This is a genomic window from Dialister succinatiphilus (assembly GCF_928721695.1).
Taxonomy (GTDB): domain Bacteria; phylum Bacillota; class Negativicutes; order Veillonellales; family Dialisteraceae; genus Dialister; species Dialister succinatiphilus.
Genome location: NZ_OV788641.1, coordinates 809,406 through 828,527, shown reverse-complemented (window position 1 = coordinate 828,527; position 19,122 = coordinate 809,406). Strand labels below are relative to the sequence as shown.

General features: G+C 51.3%; 15 protein-coding genes. 10 read left to right on the top strand and 5 right to left on the bottom strand.

Translation table 11 applies throughout. The features are described 5' to 3' along the window. Positions 1-44: 44 nt before the first annotated feature. From NW747_RS03515 to NW747_RS03505, 3 genes are read right to left on the bottom strand one after another with little or no spacing between them, the layout of a single operon-like run. A complete protein-coding gene (locus NW747_RS03515) occupies positions 45-824 on the bottom strand; it encodes a ribonuclease H family protein (protein ID WP_273188030.1) in 780 nt (259 codons plus the stop codon). A 56-nt stretch (positions 825-880) separates the two neighbouring features. Then, entirely contained in the window at positions 881-1,426 is a 546-nt protein-coding gene (locus tag NW747_RS03510) for a 3'-5' exonuclease (protein ID WP_273188029.1), read from the bottom strand. Positions 1,427-1,472: 46 nt separating this feature from the next. Then, on the bottom strand, positions 1,473-1,718 hold the full coding sequence (locus tag NW747_RS03505; RefSeq protein ID WP_008859517.1) for a hypothetical protein: 246 nt from the start codon (positions 1,716-1,718) through the stop codon (positions 1,473-1,475). Between the two features lie 504 nt (positions 1,719-2,222). Here NW747_RS03505 and NW747_RS10325 point away from each other — a divergent pair. The 5 genes from NW747_RS10325 to recF all read left to right on the top strand — a co-directional run bounded on the left by NW747_RS10325 (position 2,223) and on the right by recF (position 7,288). Then, a complete protein-coding gene (locus tag NW747_RS10325; protein WP_414630727.1) occupies positions 2,223-2,309 on the top strand; it encodes a putative holin-like toxin in 87 nt (28 codons plus the stop codon). A gap of 662 nt (positions 2,310-2,971) precedes the next feature. Beyond that, on the top strand, positions 2,972-4,573 hold the full coding sequence (dnaA, locus tag NW747_RS03500; RefSeq protein WP_273188028.1) for a chromosomal replication initiator protein DnaA: 1,602 nt from the start codon (positions 2,972-2,974) through the stop codon (positions 4,571-4,573). Between the two features lie 317 nt (positions 4,574-4,890). Continuing rightward, positions 4,891-6,009 carry a DNA polymerase III subunit beta gene (gene dnaN / locus NW747_RS03495; RefSeq protein ID WP_273188027.1) on the top strand — a complete coding sequence of 373 codons (1,119 nt, stop codon included), beginning with the start codon at positions 4,891-4,893 and terminating at the stop codon, positions 6,007-6,009. Continuing rightward, positions 6,009-6,221, top strand: coding sequence for an RNA-binding S4 domain-containing protein (locus NW747_RS03490; protein WP_008859521.1), 213 nt, complete (start codon positions 6,009-6,011; stop codon positions 6,219-6,221). The genes dnaN and NW747_RS03490 overlap by 1 nt, the downstream gene beginning before the upstream one ends. Positions 6,222-6,223: 2 nt before the next feature. After that, complete coding sequence (gene recF, locus NW747_RS03485) at positions 6,224-7,288, top strand: DNA replication/repair protein RecF (protein WP_273188026.1); 1,065 nt, start codon at positions 6,224-6,226, stop codon at positions 7,286-7,288. A 1,222-nt stretch (positions 7,289-8,510) separates the two neighbouring features. On the opposite strand, the gene NW747_RS03480 is transcribed toward recF, so the two are convergent. Continuing rightward, positions 8,511-9,410, bottom strand: a complete 900-nt coding sequence (locus NW747_RS03480) for a DciA family protein (RefSeq protein ID WP_273188025.1) — start codon at positions 9,408-9,410, stop codon at positions 8,511-8,513. A 132-nt stretch (positions 9,411-9,542) separates the two neighbouring features. Here NW747_RS03480 and NW747_RS03475 point away from each other — a divergent pair, with 132 nt between their 5' ends. The 3 genes from NW747_RS03475 to NW747_RS03465 all read left to right on the top strand — a co-directional run bounded on the left by NW747_RS03475 (position 9,543) and on the right by NW747_RS03465 (position 13,808). After that, complete coding sequence (locus NW747_RS03475; protein WP_273188024.1) at positions 9,543-10,472, top strand: PPK2 family polyphosphate kinase; 930 nt, start codon at positions 9,543-9,545, stop codon at positions 10,470-10,472. Positions 10,473-10,677: 205 nt separating this feature from the next. After that, positions 10,678-11,643: a polyphosphate kinase 2 family protein gene (locus NW747_RS03470; protein WP_273188023.1), complete on the top strand. Its 966-nt coding sequence runs from the start codon at positions 10,678-10,680 to the stop codon at positions 11,641-11,643. Positions 11,644-12,740: 1,097 nt separating this feature from the next. Then, positions 12,741-13,808, top strand: coding sequence for an OmpA family protein (locus tag NW747_RS03465; RefSeq protein WP_273188022.1), 1,068 nt, complete (start codon positions 12,741-12,743; stop codon positions 13,806-13,808). 493 nt (positions 13,809-14,301) lie between these two features. On the opposite strand, the gene NW747_RS03460 is transcribed toward NW747_RS03465, so the two are convergent. After that, complete coding sequence (locus NW747_RS03460) at positions 14,302-15,015, bottom strand: HAD family hydrolase (protein WP_273188021.1); 714 nt, start codon at positions 15,013-15,015, stop codon at positions 14,302-14,304. A gap of 454 nt (positions 15,016-15,469) precedes the next feature. Between NW747_RS03460 and NW747_RS03455 the strand changes: the two genes are divergently transcribed. Then, positions 15,470-16,762 (top strand): IS110 family RNA-guided transposase, encoded by a 1,293-nt coding sequence (locus NW747_RS03455; protein ID WP_273186860.1) that lies wholly within the window; start codon positions 15,470-15,472, stop codon positions 16,760-16,762. 525 nt (positions 16,763-17,287) lie between these two features. Further along, positions 17,288-18,676: a sodium:solute symporter family protein gene (locus NW747_RS03450; protein WP_273188020.1), complete on the top strand. Its 1,389-nt coding sequence runs from the start codon at positions 17,288-17,290 to the stop codon at positions 18,674-18,676. The last annotated feature ends 446 nt before the right edge of the window (positions 18,677-19,122 follow it).

Genomic DNA, 19,122 nt, shown 5'->3' with positions numbered 1-19,122 from the left:
GCCCACTGCAACCCTCGCGCCAGCGGCAAGCGGACAGCCGCCAGCTATCTATGATCTCTGGCTTCTTCTTTGGCCAGGCGGTCGCAGAGTTCGTTATACCTGGTACCCACATGGCCTTTGACCCACTGGAAGAGGATGTGGTGTTTTTCCATAAAGCCGTCGATGGCTGTCCACAGGTCCCGGTTCAGCACCGGTGTGCCCTGCACGGTTTTCCAGCCGTTTTTCTTCCATTTTTCTACCCACCCTTTGGTGAAGGCCTGCTGGAGGTACTTGCTGTCGGTGTGGAAGGAAATGGTGTGGACTGTGCCGTCGTCTGCCAGTTTCAAGGCTTCATAGGCCGCCCGAAGTTCCATGCGGTTATTGGTGGAAGAGGGCTCGCCGCCGGTTAATGTGAGCAGTTCTTTTCCTTCCCGGCTCAGGAAGACCGCCGCAAATCCTCCGGGACCGTCGGGGTTCACCAGGCAGGAGCCGTCGGTGTAGATGGTGAGCTCTTCGGGCAGGGAAAGGGCCATGGAAACGCCATTATAGGAAAGGATGCTGTCATCCAGGGGGTGAATGTGGGGCGGGTAGAGGACTTCCTGTTTCCTGATATCGGGGATTTCTTTTTTGGGAGCTAAGACAGGGGCATGGGAGGCTTCCTTCACCGGTTTTCCGTACCAGGCTTCCGCTTCCTCCCGAGTCACAAATCCTTTATACACAGCGCCGGGAAATCCCTGCACCTGTTTCTGGCAGTCCGGCCAGTTGTAGTAAACCCCCGGATTTTTACCTTTTTTGACAATATAATATTTCTTTTTGGCTGATGTTTTGAAATTTTTACGCTGCATATCTATTTCCTGTTTTGAAAAAACAAGCGCGGATTCCTGAAAGAATCCGTGCTTGTTTACAATATGACCGTTCCGTCTTCCACCATTTTCCAGAAGCAGAAGAGGGTGGCCCTGGTATCTTCCAGGCTGTCATGCCAGGCGCTGCCTTCATAGCCGTAGTAGCCGGCGCAGGTGATGAGCTTCTGGTACCGGTAGTGGCCATACTGATTCAGGGGAAGATTCTTTTCTTTTCCGTAGCGGTCGGAGAAGGGGCCCATGAGGTCGATGGCCCGAAGCTGCCTGGGGCCGGGGACGAAGACGCCGTTCTGGCGGAGCATTTTCAGGTCGAAGAAAATGTTGTATCCCACCACTATCCGGGCATGGCGGAGAAGATGGGAAATGGCTTCCTTCCGCTCCCTTATGGAAGGCTTGTCCGCCACCATGGCCGGCGTGATGTGGTTCACCGCCATGGCACCGGGCCAGCTTACCGTATGGTCTGGTTTGAAATATTCATTCATGAGCACCTGGCCCTGGCCGTCAAGGATAGACACCTGCAGAAGCTCTGCGTCTCCCAGAAAGCCGGTGGTTTCCGTATCCAGTACAAGAATGTCGCTTTGATTCATCCAAGTCACTTCCTATTAAAAAAGCGCAGCCTTCCCTGCGCCTTGACTACTCTTCTTCCCAGGCTGTTTCCCGGCGGTAAGCAGCTCCATTGGGAAGGTCTTTATTTTTCATGGAATGGCGGAGTCTCCTGTTCAGCAGGGTCCGTATTTTCTTCTTCGTTCCGTTCCTGCTGGGCTGTATCTTTTCCATGTCTTCATCTTCCATGATTTTTTCCGTCTTTTCTTTGCCGTACATCTTTCGGGCATACTGATTGGGCCTGGTCTCCCGGGTCACTTTCTGCGGTCTTTTCATGGCGTGATTCCTTTCCAGGGAAGCCCTGTTTCCCAGTCCGGCATAATACAGGGCCTCCGTAATAATATCTCCTTTATGGTACCATGATTTGGACGCTTTGACTAGTGTAAAAGGGGCCGCTGCCCGGCCCCGGGTTCAAAAGGTTCAGAGGGTTCATAAGGTTCAAAGGGTGGTGGATTGCCCTTCGGGTAATTATTTTATAATGCAGCCTTTAGGGACAAGATTAACGGGCAGGAGTCCCGAAGGTTCTTAGGGTGGTGGCGCCCTTCGGGCGCATTTTTTCAGCCCCTTTCCGGGGAAGGAGCCAGAGATTGTTTACCGGACACCTTCCCGCTGTCTGCTGAGTACCGGACTGTATTCCCGACAGAAAAGAAAGCGTCCCAAAGGGGAAAGCACCTCACTATTTAGGGAAATATTTGCCAGAACTTTAAAAAAAATGATAATATTTACACAGGACAGCTGGCAGGGCTTTCTCTTACTTTCCGTAAGAGGAGGTGATTCACTATGAGCCAAGAATTGTATCAGGCCTTTATGGTCGTTATTAATTTTGCTGCTCTGGTGGTCGCCATCATTGCACTTTCTAAAAAGTAGCAATTGAAAAAAGCCATCCAATGGCTTGGAAGGCTCCTTTCAAATACAAAATATTCTGAGAGAGCCGTTTTCCACTCCACGGATGCCAGCTGTCTCTTTCTATGCCCATTATATCACAGAAAATGGAAAAGACAAATTTTTGATTGTTCCATTTTCTGTGTTTTTTTACTTGCTTTTCTACTTGGAAATGAATGAATCCATCAGCCTGTATCGCTTTCTATGTAACTCTGCCGCCTTTGAACCTTCTGCCTGCTGTCTATGATTTCTTCCCGCCGAATAGAGCTGGTACCTGTTATTTCATATACTGCATGTAACGAGATCCTTCGCTTACACCTAGGATGACGCTGCCCAGCGGGAAAGCTCTACAGGCAGCAGACAGCGGTTCGCAGTCAGCCGACAGCAGGCTTTTCTCCCCTGTGAATTCCTGTGAACAGTGATTTCTACTACCCCTAGTAGGTTCAAAAGGATTTTCTCCCATTATCTTGTGAATGTACAGAAGGGGGAAGAGATGGTAAAATTAAGTTATTCACAAGATTCTTCACTTATGAACAGCCTTATTCAAAGGCTGAACTTTCCGTATTTATCGGATTTTACAGAATTTTCCGCGAAAAACTTTTTCACAGAAATTCACAGGTATTCACATGTTATCCAAAGGAGATATTATGGATTTTTTTCTGCTTTGGGAACAGGTGCTGGACTACATTAATAAAAATGACAGCCAGTACTATCAGATGTTCTCATACAATGTATTTCCCACATCCATCACCGACACCACCCTGGTCATTACACCCAATAAGCCTTACCTGGTGCGGTGGATCAACGGGGTGTACAGGGAAAAGCTGGAGCAGATTGTGAGCCGGATTGCGGGAAAGCCGATGAAGGTGGAAGTGGCCCCGCCTCCTGATTCCACGTCTCCCTCACCGCAGATGCCGGTGCCTCCGGCACAAAAGGAAGAACCGGCTCCCTCTCCGGCGCCTGCCGTTCCTCTGCCGGAGGATGAAGAGCCCCTTCCGACACCGGTTCCGCAGCCCCTTCCGGAAACACCGGCACCGGCAACGGACCCCTTCCCGAAGGAAGTGGCGCCGCCCGATTTCTCCAGCCTCAAACCGAAAACGGCGGACCAGGTGACTCTGCCGGATATCCGGAATTATGAAGGACTCCACGAACCTTCCCTTTTCGATACGCTGGGGACTACGGTGGAGACGAAGAAAAATTTCCAGCCCAATCCGGTGAACGAGGAATACACCTTTGAAACCTTCGTCCACGGCAACTGCAACGAAATCGCCTACCAGGCCGCCTATGCGGTGGCCCAGACCGCCACCAATCCGAACCAGGCGGACCAGAAGATGAATCCTCTTTTCATCTACGGCCCGTCGGGACTGGGGAAGACCCATCTGCTTCATGCCATCTGCAACTATATCCATACTTATAAGCCCAGCCTGTCAGTGCTCTTCGTTTCCAGCGAAACCTTCACCAACGAGCTCATCGATGCCATCCAGAACCATACCATGCCCAAGTTCCGGGCCAAGTACCGGAATCTGGATTTCCTCCTCATCGACGATGTGCAGTTCTTCGGCTCCAAGGATTCCACCAAGATGGAAATTTTCAATACTTTCAACGAGCTTTTCGATAAGAAGAAATACATCATTATGACCAGTGATCGCACGCCATCGGACATTGACAAGCTGGAGGACCGTCTGCAGAGCCGCTTTTCCAGCGGCCTGGTGGCTCCCATTTCACCGCCGGACTATGAAATCTGCTGTATCATCCTGCAGAAACGGGCGGAAAAAATGGGCATCACTCTGCCCAAGGATGTGGTGGACTACATTGCCAGCCACATCAATACCAATGTCCGTGAGCTGGAAGGGGCCTTCAACAAGCTAGTCACCTTCTCTCATATTAAAAAGGAACCTATTACCCTGTCCTTTGCCCGGGAAGCGCTGAAGGACCAGATTCCCATTGAAAGCGGACAGGAGCTCACCGTAGATTTCATTATCGACACGGTATGCAAGTACTACGGCGTGAAGAAGGAAAAGCTTCTGGGAAACGGCCGTCCCAAGAGGATCGTCATTCCCCGGCAGATTGCCATGTACCTCTGCCGCAACGAGCTTCATGAATCCTATCCCACCCTCCGGGACTGCTTCAAGCGCAAGGATCATTCCACCGTCCTCTATGCCTGCGAAAGGGTAGAAAACGATATGGCCAAAGACCCCCAGACCCGGGCCGCCGTGGAAGCCATAAGGAAACTGCTTCGGAACAGGTGAGCCATGGTGTGGCCTGTATATAGGAAACACCATCACCCCTAAGTACAGCAGGAAACGTTCCTCCTGCCCCTTCTCAAATGACTGTGAATAATGGGACCAGGGGCAGGGGATATTCCTGTTAACACACTGTGAATAAAGGGGATTTCCCAAAAAGCTGTGAATTCTGTGAATAGCGAAAAAAGTTATTCACTCCTTTCTGACAAACCGGGAAATTCGAGAAAATCTGGATTTTCACAAAGTTATTCACTTTTTCACAGCGTACTACTACGACTACTACTATCTTTTATATATCCCCGTCGTTTTTTAAAGGAGCTGCCATGAAAGTCATCTTCAACAAATCCGATCTCGTCAGTGCCCTGGATCGTGTCCAGCGGGCTGCTCAGACCAAAGTCACATCCAATACAAATAATGGATTTTTCATTTCTGCTGCCGGAGGGAACATTCTCATCCAGGCCAATGATTACACCATCGGTATCAAAACCTCCTGTCCTGCCAACATAGAAGAAGAAGGAGTTACCGTCATTGCAGCACCTCAGCTGCAGAGCACCATCCGCATGATGCCGTCAGGAGACATTACTATGGAAAAAGGAGACCATGAAAATCTGGTTTCCTTCCAGAGCGGATCCTATGTATCCAAATTTCCTACCCGGGATCAGGTAGAATTTCCGGATGTACAGGAAATGGACCATCGGAACCACTGCCTAGTGAAATGCAGGGATTTTGCAGACATGGTATCCCTCGTTTCCTTTGCTGCTGCCAATGACAAACAGAAACCCATTTTTTCCGGTATTCTTTTTGAAGTCACAAAGAACACCTTCACCATGGCCGCTACCAATACCCATCGCTTGGCAGCCAAGGAAATCACCCTGGATGAAGAGGCGGCAGCAGAAGGCCGTTTCATCGTTCCGGCAGGAATCCTTTCTGACGTGAGCCGTATTCTTCCACTGGATGACGACAAAGCCCAGGTAGAAATTTCCTGGTCCAAGAACCATGTGGCCTTCACCTTCGGAGACACCTACTTCATTGCCAGCCTGGTGAACGGGGAATATCCGGACTACCACCGCATTATCCCTACTCATTTCGATGCCCGGGCAGAAGTAAACCTGAAGGACTTTGAAGAAGCAGTCCGTTTCGTGAGCCCCATTTCCAGAGACATGAGCTACCAGACTATTAATTTCCATTTCGAAGGAGATACCCTGGAAATCTTCGAAGAAGATCCGGACATCGGCAAGGCGGACACCTCCATTCCCGTGAAACTGGAAGGAGACAATATCAGCCTCACCTTCAACTGCAACTACATTGAAGACATTCTGAAACATTCCAAAGGGGACGTGATCATTCTGAATCTGCAGAAAGCAGGCCCCATTGTGATTGAACAGGAAGAGGACAAGAGCTACAGCTATATGCTCACCCCTATGAGAGGAAGGAAATATTGATGAAAGATATCCCGATTTACGGAGACTACATCCAGCTGGACCAGTTTCTGAAAAAATTAGACTATATTTCCTCCGGCGGAGAAACCGGCGCCTTTCTGGAAGGACATACCATCACCCTGAATGGAAACAAAGTCCATGAAAAAAGAAAGAAAATCAGAAAGGATGATATCCTTTCCATTGACGGCGAAGAATTCCACATGACCGGAGCCTAGCCATGAAATGCAAATCCCTCCGCCTCATCCAGGTGAGAAGCTTTCAGGACTACAAGGTGGAGCCCTCCCCGGGGCTCACCCTTTTCACCGGTCCCAACGGCAGCGGCAAAACGAACCTCATCGAAGCCCTGTCCTATGCCTCCACCGGAAAATCCTTCCGCACCGGAAGTGATGGGGAAATCATCGGTCTGGGGGAAGAGGAGGGCACCATACTGGTGGACTTTGAAGCAGGAAAAACGGTGCAGACCATTAAAATCAAACTCACCAGAAGCCAGGGGAAGAAAATCTTCCTGAACGACACGGCCATCCGGAAAAAGGAACTGCTGGGCCTGTTCCGCACCGTCCTCTTCACCCCTGATGAACTGCAGCTCATCAAAGGCGCTCCCCAGCTGCGCCGCCGTTTCCTGGACATGGAAATTTCCCAGGTATCCCCCCGGTACTACGAAGAATTTCTCCGCTGCACCAGGGCGGTGCAGCAGCGGAACAGCGCACTGAAAAACGCCCAGCTCACCGGCCGGAAACCGGACCTGGACATATGGGACATGCAGATCGCTGCCTCCGCCTCCTACCTGGTCAGGAAAAGACTGGAAACCATAGACCAGATGAACCGCATGGTGCCGGCCATGGAAGAAAGACTGACAGGAAACAAAGAAAGCCTCTCTATCCGCTACATCCAGCAGGGCAGCGACAGCCCCCGCTATGACATGGAATGGTTCTTAGAGCAGCTCTCCCGGAGAAGAGAAGAAGACACCCGCTTCTGCCACACCTCCCTGGGACCCCACCGGGACGACCTCCGGTTCCTCTTGAACGGACTGGACATATCCGCCTACGGCTCCCAGGGCCAGCAGCGGACAGCCATCCTGTCCATGAAACTGTCGGAAATGGAATTCATCAGAAAAGAAACAGGGGAATACCCGGTGCTCCTTCTGGACGACATAGGAAGCGAACTGGACAGAAGCCGGCGGGCTGCCCTCCTTTCCTTCCTTACAGAACAGGACATTCAGACCCTGGTCACAGGGACAGAGAAAATGTTTGAAGGAGAAGGAAAAGTGGTGGCCCTGGGATAGCAGGCGGCGGTCGGGATCGGGACCGGGACCTGGGCGGTGCTTTCCAGTATTCCCGAAGGTTGATGTGCACATCCTGCATAGGATGTGCAAGTCGGCCGAAGTTGGCCCTTAGCCTGCCCATAAAAGGGCTTTCCATTTAGTCGGCCGACCGTGGTCTTTCGCGGGCGAGGGTTGATGGCGCCGCCGGGCCTTTGGCCCTGGGCGCCAAGGGTTCTGCCTGTGATCGGCTTCGCCTTACAGGCGGGCTCCGAGCGTCCGCCCTCGGGAGGTATATAGTATCGCTGCGCTGGCGAAGTACGGCGCCTTCGTCGCCATTTTTTATACCGCCTTTGCCACCCTCGCAGTTCGGTGGCACAATAACTCGTGCTTACTGTAGAGCCATTTATGAAGAGAGTGTTTCGCGGTGTTTTATTCTGCCCCCTGAACAGGGGTGGCAAGGGAACACGATTCGTAAGGAAGCGAAGCGACCTGAGAATCGTGTGACACGCTTTCCCGTGGAGAAGTCCGGCGAAGCCGGATAGGGGGAGGCGAGCGCAGCGAGCCAATCAGCAGAATGCCTATCATGCCATATGATGCAGAAAGCTAATCCCATAACGCTGACTTTATACTCATCGCCCGTAAGGGCGATACCACAACCCTCGGGGCCGAAGGCCCCGTCAAACTTAAGAACCTTTAGAACCCTCGGGACGAAGTCCCGTCAACCCTCACACCGAAGGTGTGTCCAATGAAACCATTGAGACATCCCTTTTCTCAAAAGGACTATGTATACAGAGAGAGCTGAGGGAGCTCCGAAGGGCCCTCCTTTTCCTTCCGGCAGGCGCCTATCCTTGAGGAACCGGCGGGAGAGAAGGAAACTTCTCATGACTCAGCCTCTCTTCGGTACCGACAACTGAAAAATTTCTGAAAAAACTCCTGAGGAAAAACCTGTCAGACATCACGGTGGCAATATGGCTTCGGCCGATCTTCTCTGACGACACAGATATTCCGCTTCGGCGGCTGCTCCTGGCCGATTCACTGAAGACGGTGTTCCTGAGTCCTACCATGCATCGGCATGGGACGAATCAGGAGTTTTTTGCTACAAAAAACAGGCCCGGCGCTTTTTGGCGCCGGGCCTGTTTCACGTGAAACAATTTTTTATTCCATCATAGGAAGTGACCTTACCTGTGAATCTTCGCAGATGGACCTTGATTCTGAACTTTCCGCATCTGTGCTGTGAGGCGCTTTAGTCCCATTTCTTCTGGGGCATGTGCTTCAGCATGTCCTCTGCTTCTTTCGCCGTAATATCAGACAGAGGCCGGTGGAGGAGGAGGGAAAGAAGTTTTCTCTTTTCTTCATCTGCCGCCTCTTTGCGAAAGATTTTTTCTTTGGCCCGATGAATGAGGATATCCCTTGCTTCTTCATAGAGGCTGTATTCGCAGGGGAGGATGGCGCTGACCTGCTGATAGGTGTAGTGGGGATTTTCTTTCAGAATGAGGATGACCTTGTTTTTCTTTGTTCTGGCCAGTTTCCGCTGGCAGGCAGGGCAGATGGGGGAAGCAGGCGGGCAGAGGCTGCCGCAGATGGAGCAGGGGTGGTAGCCGTCGGCCAGTTCTCCCTTTCGGATTTTCAGCACTTCTTCCATCATTTCAGCAAAGGGGGCACGGACGGCCTCTTTTTTCACGTGACTTTTGACCCAGTTCTGTATCCAGGCTTCTTCTCCTTCGGAGAGGCTTTGGCTGTACCGTTTCTGTTCCTTTTCAATGGCCGAATTCACTGGATCCAGGGTGGTGAAGGGCTTGTAAGGCTTTTGGGGAGAACCGGCAAGGAATTTGATATCCGTGAAATAGCGGCCGATTTCATCTTTGGAAAGCTCTTTCAGAATGTCCGCCTTCATCATGAAAAGCTGCTGGAGGAAGGCGGAGTTGGTGACCCGGACGAAGAGGAGGGGACCTTTGCAGCCGGAAATGTAGGATTCCTCCGCCATGAGGCTGCCTACGATTTTTTTCCACCTTTTCTGGAACAGGTAAAACTGGAAGCCCTTATTTCCGAAGAGTTTCTGCCTTACGTCGGATTCCGTAAAGACGCCGGCAATGCTTTCCATGGTGCGGTACCTTTTTCCTTCCGGTTTCTTATCTTCTTCCATGGTGCTCCTCCTTTCTGCTTTTATTATACTATGCTGATAAGGGTTAATAGAAATTCTTTTTATGCCTGTAAAAGTACATGTGTTTTATAATAAAAGAGAGTGTGTGATTCTGATAGACAGGAGGATGCTGTGATGGATGAAATCAAAGATGGAAAAGTGAATATTGATCGGTATCGTGTCAAGGAAGGCACCAAGGTCAATCTGAAGAAATATTCCACGGCCTGCGATGTGGTCATTGACAAGGCAAAGGTGAAATCTCTCTATTTTCCGGAGGTCATTGAAAAAGTGAAGGACCTGCAGGAAAAGCTGTATGCCCAGAATACCTACGGTCTCATCATCGTACTCCAGGCCATGGATGCTGCCGGCAAGGACGGCACGGTAAACCATGTCTTCGCCAACCTGGATCCCGGCGGCGTGAAGGTAGTGTCCTTCAAGCAGCCCACCAGCGAGGAAAAGGACCATGACTACATGTGGCGTATCAACAAGGCTCTGCCGGAACGGGGAGACATCGGCATTTTTAACCGTTCCCAGTACGAGGACGTCATTGTTACCCGCATTCATGACCTTATCCATAAGGGCCAGCTGCCGCAGGACCTGATTCACAAGGACTTCTGGGAAGAGCGGTATGAGCAGATCAACAACTGGGAAAAGTATCTGCACCAGAATGGTTTCCAGATGGTAAAAATATTCCTTCATGTATCGAAGAAGGAACAGCAGCGCCGCCTTATGGACCGCATCATTAACCAGCAGAAGAACTGGAAATTCTCCATGTCCGATATTAACGAAAGACAGTACTGGGACCGGTATCAGGAACTCTATGAAGAAATGATTACCAAAACTTCCAAGGAAATTTCCCCCTGGTATATTGTGCCGGCAGACAATAAGTGGTACACCCGCTACGTGGTGGCCCTCATTACCCTTGAGGTCCTCAAGAAAATCAATCCCCAGTTTCCGAAGCTGGCGCCGGAAGTACAGGAACAGCTGGAACAGTTCAAGAAACTCATTTCTGAAGTGGATATCAAATCCCTGGAGGAAATCAAGAATTCCATAGATAAGAAGTAAAAGGAGCAGCTGGCAGGGCAGACTGCTGCAGGGGATTCCCGAAGGCAAAAAGGGCGCCGCTGGTGGGGCAGGCTGCATAGAAAGGCTGCGTTTTCTCCACTCAGGGAGTGGAGGAGACATGGCGGCCGATGCCATATTCCAAGGGAAAACAGCTTTTACTGATCAATTATTTTCGCATCATAGGATTACAAGGAGAGAAACCATTATGGAAAATCAGGGGAATCAGGAATCTGTGCCGGAAAAGAAATATGACGGCCCTGTAAAAATCGATATTGACCGCTATCGGGCCAGGGAAGGGGAGAAAATCAATCTGAAGAAATTCCCTACGGCCTGCGATGTGAATGTGGATAAGGAATCGGTCAAAATGAGTGCCTTTCCCAAAGCACTGGAGGAGCTGAACCTGCTGCAGGCCAAGCTCTATGCCCAGAGCACCTACGGCCTCATCATCGTCCTCCAGGCCATGGATGCCGCCGGCAAGGACGGTACTATCCGTCATGTCTTTTCCCATCTGGACCCCAACGGTGTCCACGTGGTGTCCTTCAAGCAGCCCACCAGCGAAGAAAAAGACCACGACTACATGTGGCGCATCAATAAAGCCCTGCCCCGGCGGGGGGATATCGGTATTTTCAACCGCTCCCACTACGAAGATGTGGTGGTGACCCGGGTGCATGACCTCATCCACCAGGGAAAGCTGCCGAAGAACCTGATTACGAAAAATATCTGGGATATCCGCTACCGCCAGATCCGGGACTGGGAACGGTACCTGTGGGAAAATGGATTCCACATGATTAAGATTTTCCTTCATGTATCGAAAAACGAACAGCGGGACCGCCTGGCCCAGCGGATTCTGAACAAAAAGAAAAACTGGAAATTTTCCATGGCTGATATCAATGAAAGACGGTACTGGGACCGGTACCAGGAACTGTACAGCGAAATGATATCCGCCACCTCTACCGAAGAAGCGCCTTGGTACATTGTGCCGGCAGACAACAAATGGTACACCCGCTATGTGGTCTCCCAGATCGTCATCCGGGCACTGAAGGACATTGCGCCGAAATTTCCGGAAATGTCAAAGGAAATCAGGGAACAGCTGGAAGAATTCAGAAAGCTCATCGAAAGCGGCAATGTGGGCATGATCGAAGAAATGGAAGACGTACTGCAGAAGGAATAGACGATTTATAGAAAAACAGGATTCCCGAAGGTTTAAAGCCGCTTTTCGGGACCGGGACCTGGGCGGTGCTTTCCAGTATTCCCGAAGGTTGACACGCCCTTACGGGCGTGAGGGTTGAGCCAGCTGCCGGGCCTTTCGGCCCTGGGTTGCCAGGGTTCTGCCTGTGATCGGCTTCGCCTTACAGGCGGGTTGAGGGCTCCGCCCTCGGGAGGTATATAGTACTGTGGAGGTCCTGCATAGGACCTCCAAGTTAGCCAAAGTAGGCCCTTAGCCTGCCCATTAAAGGGCTTACCTATTGGTTGGCTGACCGTACCCGCTGGCGAGGAGGGCGCCTTTTAATTGATAGAAGGCGCCCTCTTATGATAAAACCTTTACAACCGCCCTGCGGGCGTTGGAAATGCATCCCCCTTTGGTGGCTGGCGCCACCACCTTTCCGCCCCGCTGGGAAGCGTGTCACTTGATTCTCAGTCGCCTACGGCTCCTTGCGAATCCAGTTCCCTTGCCACCACTTCGTGGTGGGACTATGGATGCTTAGCCATGGAGCCATGTCTCTGCAGGAAAGCATAGAAACCTATTCTGCCCCCTGAACAGGGGGCAGTCCGGCGCAGCCGGAAAGGGGGAGGCGAGCGCAGCGAGCCAATCCGCAGAATGCTTATCATACCATATGACACTGAAAGTAAATCCCGTAACGCTGACTTTATAAGCATTGCCCCCTAAAGGGGAAACGACTCACTACATTTTGCGCGTCGCTATCGCTCCTTCAAAATGTGTTCGCTGTGCACCGCAGAGCGGCAATCCACAACCCTCGGCCCGAAGGGCCGTCAAACTTAAGAACCCTTGGGTCGAAGACCCATCCATCTTAAGAACCTTTTTCCACAACCCTTCTACACAACCTGCGGCGCCAGCCGCGCCCCCTTTTTTACTTGCGGCGAAGCCGCCACCACAACCCTCGGCCCGAAGGGCCGTCAAACTTAAGAACCTTTAGAACCCTCGGGACGAAGTCCCGTCAACCCTCACGCCCGACAGGGCGTGTCCCCATATGATATAATATCCATAAGACTGAATCCATGAATGTGTCAATTCGTGAGGTGAATGATATGAAAAAGATACTTCTTATGATGGCCCTGGCGGCCTCCATTTCCGGTGCGGCCTATGCCTCTCCCCAGACTTCCTTCCAGAAGGGAGAAACGGAAGTGAATGTGGGCATGTGGGATGCTTCCGCCCATTCCAATGGTTATAAATCAGACGGAGAATGGAATTTCCTTGGCGGCCTGACCTATGGCATCAATGACCGCTGGGCTGCCCAGTATCAGTACACCGGCCTTCATACGGACCATACCAATGGCAATATGAACGAAGTGAATGCCCTGTATTCCCTCCATCCCCAGGTGGCTGCCTTTGCCGGCTGGAACCGGATTTCCATGAAGGACTTCCCGGATCGCGCTTTCGGTTCTTCTGAGACTACCAATAACATTGCCCAGCTGGGTATCATTGCCCGGCAGCCGGTGAATGATGTGGTGGATGTATACGCCAAAGGCGCTGTAGGCACCGAATCCACCTCCCTGTGGGAAGCGGGAGTGAACCTGGCGGTGGACAAGAATGTAGACCTCAACGCCGGCTATCGCTACCTCAATACCCGGGGCGACGATGACCATAATGTTTCCTACAAGGGCTTCCTGGCAGGCCTGTCCTACCGCTTCGGCGGCAGCAATGAAACCCTGCAGCCTGTGGAAGAAGAAAAGAACTACGATTTTGAAGAAGAAACGGAACCGTCCACGGTGACTGTGAAGCCTGCTGCAGGAAAGGCGGACACCCAGGAAGTACCGGCTGATACGCCGGTGAAAGCTCCGGAAAATGATTACTACTTCAACAGCATTCATTTCAAGAGCGATTCTGCGGCCCTTGACGATGCCCAGAAGGCAAACCTGGACGCTTTCGTGGAAAAGGCGAAAGAAACGGGCCATACCTTCAAACTGGTAGGCCGTGCTGATGCTACCGGCAGTGCCGACTATAACAGGGATCTCTCTGCCCGCCGCATTGACAGCGTGAAACAGTACGCCCTGGACCATGGTGTGGATGCTTCCAAACTGGTGGCCATGGTGAAAGGTTCGGAAGATGGAAGCGGAGCCGATGGACGGCGCGTGGATATTTTCGAACATAAATAATGGATGAGAAATAAAAATTCCTGTGAAATCAGATGGTTTCACAGGGATTTTTTATTTGGAAAAAGGTTCTTAAGATTGACCGGCCCTCCGGCCGGAGGGTTCGGAGGTTTGACGGCCCCTGCGGGCCGAGGGTTGTGGTATCGCCCCTTTGGGGCAATGAGTATATAATCAACGTTACGTGCTTTCCGGGGAAGTGAGAAAAAATGATAACTGATGGTCGGTGAAAAGGAGGCGGAAGTTTGGCTGACTGCAGTCCGGATATATGAATCTATGGGAATCATCCATAGCGCCCCTCAGGGGTGGCAAAGAAACTGGATTTGCAGGGGAGCGAAGCGAGCCCATACCGCCAAGGGCGGTATATAAAATTCATCGCCCCTATGGGCGGTACCACAACCCTCAGCGGCCAAAGGCCGCTGTCAAACTTTAGAACCTTAAGAACCTTCGGCCCAAAGGGCCGTCAACCTTTCTCTTTAAACCTTCGGAACCCCTTTATTTATCCCATCAAGAGAGGAATCAGTTCTCTGGGGGACGAGACGATCACCCTGGCTCCGTGGGAAAGGAGGAAGGGACGGGTGCGGAAGCCCCAGTCCACGGAAATACAGGGAAGCCCTGCGTTTTTCGCTGTTTCCAGATCCACTTCCGAATCGCCGATATACACAGCCTGGGCCGGAGAAACATGAAGGTCCTTCAGAATGGCCAGTACCATATCCGGCGCCGGCTTGCGCCGGATTTCCTTATGATTGCCCATGGCCCGGTCAAAGAGGCGGGGGAAAAGGGCGCGTACCAGCACCTGCACATCCCGGTCATCCTTATTGGAAGCCACAGCCGTCAGAATGCCATGGCTCCGAAGGGCAGAAAGCACCTCCGGTATGCCTTCGTAGGGCGCCGTCTTTTCCCGGCAGTGGGCGGTATAGCGGGGCACGAAAAAACTCTTCAGCCTCTTCACATCTTCTTCCGTAAAGTGATAGCGGGAAAAGGCGATGGAACTGCCTATGTATTCCAGCTCCTCCTCCGGGCATCCCCCTTCCAGGGCCAGCACCTTCTCCATGTCCGCATCAATGCCGCATCCGAAACAGAGCTTGATTTTCTCCTCCGGGAAATCATGGCGCTTCCCCATTTTCTCAAGGGCATAGTTGGAAGCGGCAGTGAGGTCGCCGATGGTATTTAAAATGGTACCGTCCATATCAAAAATAACTGCTTTATACATGGGATGCTCCTTTGTGATTTAGTGATCTAGTGATCTAGTGATCTAGTGATCTAGTGAGCTAGTTGGCTGGTGAGATAGTGGGACAGGGGGGGCAGCTGTCGGCTGTCCGATTCCCGCCTGCCACTGTCATCCTCGTATAGTATGTGTAGGGCATGAAGTCAAATACTTCCATTGCCCATCTTGATGGGTAGGGAATCCTGGTGCTACGATGAAAGTAACATGGAATAGCTCAGAAGACGACCAAGTCATCCTGCGGTTCTACCGCCAGCTCAGTATTCTCGCCTGGCTCTTTCTCCCATTCTGCCTACTTCAGAATTTGCGGCCCCGGGCGGAGCTTCTTCCAGTAAACGATTTACCTCCACGGGTGATTGCCTATTAACGAGATTTTAGAGGGAGTTTGAGATCAGGATTCCTTCTCCTATTTCATGAATGTTGCCAGGAAGGAGGTGCGATTATGAAACAATATGAATTACTCCATTCTTTGTTTGTTGGTATAGACGTTTCGATGAAAGAGAACGTTGTGCATGCGATGCCTTTTTCCCCTGAGGACCATCCTGGGCACGCGCATCTGCGTTTTTCCGCTCCTAACACTCCTGCTGGATCTGTAGGAATTGTCGAAAAAGTCAGTGACTTCTTGAAATTCTATCCTGATGTCATACAGGTTGTCATTGCGTTAGAGGCTACTTCGGTTTATTCTTTTCACCTGGCAACATTTCTGTCCGTTGCACATTTTAACGGACACATCCCAGCCATCGTCTATTCCGTTAATCCCAAAGAGATTCATGCTTACAAGAAAACTTTTACGGATGTAGGGAAAGACGACTATGTCGATGCCATGGTTATTGCCGATTATGCGCGTTCCAACAAAATCCGGTCACGCCCTTGGAAAGGGCCAGAACTGCTTGGCTTGCGGGTACTTACACGTTTGAGATTCCGCATCGCCAAACTCATGGGAATAGTGAAGAACTCGACCGGAAACAGCATCTACCTTGAATGCAGCGGACTTATGACAGGAGAGAATCCCTTTTGTAATGTATGGACCACCACCTGCCAGGAGCTGCTGACAACCTTTCAGGGCCCTGATGAAATCCTCAGTCTGTCCGATGAGGAACTGCTCAATTTCATCACAGAAAAAGGACACGGAAGATTTTCCCATCCTTTAGATGTCGTCGAAAAAGTGAAGAAGGCAGCCCGCAATTCCTATCGGTTGGACAAAAGGGTTTATGAGCCACTGACTTCGGGATTATCCGTGTCCTTTTTCATTATACACTCTCTTGAGGCTGCAATAAAGAAATTGGACAAGTCCATTGAGACAATGGCCAAAAGTTTTTCAAGCGACTCATATCAGATCCTGCTGTCAATCGACGGCGTCGGACCAGTCATAGCCGGAGGGCTCCTAGCGGAAATTGGCGATATCAAGCGGTTCAAAACCGATGATGCCCTAGCTAAATACATAGGATTAACCTGGAGAGGAAAGCAATCCGGTCAATCAGAAAGCCCGGTTAAGCATCTGTCAAAAGCCGGTGATGTGTATCTCCGCTATTATGTGCTCTTAGCTACAGGACAGATCATAAACTACAGCGCTAAATATCGCGAGGCATATGAACGTATTCGCAGTCGTAAGACCCTATTTCCATACAGGGCCGCACTCAATCTCGTTGCTCGAAAGATCGTCCGGCTGATCTTTACATTACTGGATAAACATCAGCTGTATTCCGATAACAAAGTAATGGTAACGTTGGAATAGAAAGATCGAACGCCGGAATATATTCGAAAAAATCAATTTACCCGGTGGTGTGTTAAGGTTACACTTTTTTAAGAAAAAATAATAAATTTCTTCAAAAAAAAGACTTGACCTATGACCAGAATACTGAGCCGCAGGCGAAGGATCTCGGTAAGAATCGTAAGTAAGGGAATGATGCTGCATACCAGTCGGCGGGAAGCAGTGCCGGGATGTATTCCCGAAAACATGAAGGGCGACAGCCCAAGGGACAAAGAAAAGGCTAACCGCTGTCCGCTGACAGGCGGCATTTATACTCATTGCCTGAAGGGCAATCCACAACCCTCAGCCGCCAAAGGCAGCTGTCAAACCTGAGAACCTTAAGAACCCCCGCCCGCGGAGCGGGCGTCCCCTGTATTTCCATTATACCTTCTTCTCCTGCAAAAGAAAAAATGGTTATGAAAAGTCATTTTTTCCTGTTCATAGCTAACCTGTTCTGCTATAATGCTTTTAAAAAGTTTTTTGAAGATTCATGGAAAGAAGGATAGGATTATGAATCTTACAACCATGCATGCTGTGATTATCCTCTTCACGGTGGCCCTGGTCATCGGCATCGGTATTTATCATTCCCGGTCCATCAAGTCCGCTGCCGGCTACAGTGTAGGCGGCAGGAGCGCCGGGGTGCCTCTGGTGGCAGGCAGTATTGCGGGCACCGTGGTAGGCGGCGGCGCTACCATCGGTACGGCGCAGCTGGCTTTTAATTTCGGTCTCTCTGCCTGGTGGTTTACGCTGGGAAGCGGGATTGCCTTTATTCTGATGGGACTTTTCTATGCCCGCCGCATGAGGGGCACGGGGCTGGAAACTATTCCCCAGTTTCTGTCTCTCAATTATGGAAAGAAGGCGGAGGAGCTTTCTTCCGTGATTTCATCCATTGGCATTCTTTTTTCCGCCGTGGCCAGCTGTCTGCCGGGTATTGAAATCATTTCCAGTCTATCAGGGCTGGATCCTGTGATTTCATCGGTGCTTCTCATTGTCATGGTCATTGGATATACCTTTTTCGGCGGCATGAAGAGTGCGGCGGTAGGGGGCATATTGAAAATGGTCATTATCTGGTTGTCCCTTTTTGTGGCAGGCTTCGAAGCCATGGAATCTCTCTACGGCACTTCGGAATGGGCTTCTCTTCCAGCCGTGGACATGGACCTTTTCGGCCGGGGCTTCGAGCTTTCCATGGCGAATCTGTTTTCCGTGATTGTAGGGGTTCTCTGCACCCAGACTTATATCCAGTGCATCTTCTCTGCCAGTACACCGGTGACGGCGGCCTTCGGATGCTTTGCGGCAGCCCTCATTGTCATTCCTGTAGGTCTTCCCAGCGTGGCCATCGGCATGTACATGCATGCCTTTGATCCAAACGTATCACCGATTCTGGTTCTCCCGTCTTATCTGATTAATCACAGCTCCACCCTCATCGGCGGTCTGGCCATGGGCGGCATCCTTCTTTCCCTCATCGGCAGCATCGGCGGCCTGTCTTTGGGCATCGGCACCATGATTTCCCATGATATCATCATGCCCATCACAAAAATCACCGATGATCTGAAGCTGCTGAAGGTGACGAAATTGACGGTACTGGCAGTCATGATTCTGGCCTGCCTCATTTCCATTGCCAACAGGGGCTCGGAAGTGCTTTTCTGGAACTATCTCTCCATGGCCCTTCGCGGCGGCGGCATTTTCATCCCCTTCACCCTGGCTGTTTTCCTTCCCGGGCACCTGACAAAGACCTGGGCCGTGATTTCCATGGCCGGAAGTACCCTGGCCGCTCTTCTGTCTGTCTTTATGGGTCTTCCGGTGGAGCCTCTCTTTGTGGGTCTCATAGCCAGTGTGATTTTTATTCTTCCGGGAATCCGGATAAAGAAGATACCAGGAACAAAGGATTACGGGCTGTAGAGTCATGGGTGACGGGCAGCTGTATTCCCGAAGGTTGATGTGCACATCCTGCATAGGATGTGCAAGTCGGCCGAAGCCCTCCCTTAGCCTGCCCATAAAAGGGTTTTCCGCTTAGTCGGCCGACCGTGGTGCTTCGCCGCCAAAGGCGGCATATAAAATGGCGCCGAAGGCGCCGTACCTCGCCAGCGGGCACGGTCAGCTAACCAATAGGTAAGCCCTTTAATGGGCAGGATAAGGGCCTACTTTGGCTGACTTGGAGGTCCTATGCAGGACCTCCACAGTACTTCATACCTCCCGAGGGCGGAGCCCTCAACCCGCCTGTAAGGCGAAGCCGATCACAGGCAGAACCCTGGCAGCCCAGGGCCGACAGGCCCGGCGGCTGCCTCAACCCTCGCCCGCGGAAGCGGGCGTCAACCTTCGGGAATACAGCCGCTCTGCACATATGC

Bases quoted from the DNA above. Each gene is read 5' to 3' on its own strand.
- NW747_RS03515 (WP_273188030.1), bottom strand. From the start codon at position 824: ATGCAGCGTAAAAATTTCAAAACATCAGCCAAAAAGAAATATTATATT.
- NW747_RS03510 (WP_273188029.1), bottom strand. From the start codon at position 1,426: ATGAATCAAAGCGACATTCTTGTACTGGATACGGAAACCACCGGCTTT.
- NW747_RS03505 (WP_008859517.1), bottom strand. From the start codon at position 1,718: ATGAAAAGACCGCAGAAAGTGACCCGGGAGACCAGGCCCAATCAGTAT.
- NW747_RS10325 (WP_414630727.1), top strand. From the start codon at position 2,223: ATGAGCCAAGAATTGTATCAGGCCTTTATGGTCGTTATTAATTTTGCT.
- dnaA (WP_273188028.1), top strand. From the start codon at position 2,972: ATGGATTTTTTTCTGCTTTGGGAACAGGTGCTGGACTACATTAATAAA.
- dnaN (WP_273188027.1), top strand. From the start codon at position 4,891: ATGAAAGTCATCTTCAACAAATCCGATCTCGTCAGTGCCCTGGATCGT.
- NW747_RS03490 (WP_008859521.1), top strand. From the start codon at position 6,009: ATGAAAGATATCCCGATTTACGGAGACTACATCCAGCTGGACCAGTTT.
- recF (WP_273188026.1), top strand. From the start codon at position 6,224: ATGAAATGCAAATCCCTCCGCCTCATCCAGGTGAGAAGCTTTCAGGAC.
- NW747_RS03480 (WP_273188025.1), bottom strand. From the start codon at position 9,410: ATGGAAGAAGATAAGAAACCGGAAGGAAAAAGGTACCGCACCATGGAA.
- NW747_RS03475 (WP_273188024.1), top strand. From the start codon at position 9,543: ATGGATGAAATCAAAGATGGAAAAGTGAATATTGATCGGTATCGTGTC.
- NW747_RS03470 (WP_273188023.1), top strand. From the start codon at position 10,678: ATGGAAAATCAGGGGAATCAGGAATCTGTGCCGGAAAAGAAATATGAC.
- NW747_RS03465 (WP_273188022.1), top strand. From the start codon at position 12,741: ATGAAAAAGATACTTCTTATGATGGCCCTGGCGGCCTCCATTTCCGGT.
- NW747_RS03460 (WP_273188021.1), bottom strand. From the start codon at position 15,015: ATGTATAAAGCAGTTATTTTTGATATGGACGGTACCATTTTAAATACC.
- NW747_RS03455 (WP_273186860.1), top strand. From the start codon at position 15,470: ATGAAACAATATGAATTACTCCATTCTTTGTTTGTTGGTATAGACGTT.
- NW747_RS03450 (WP_273188020.1), top strand. From the start codon at position 17,288: ATGAATCTTACAACCATGCATGCTGTGATTATCCTCTTCACGGTGGCC.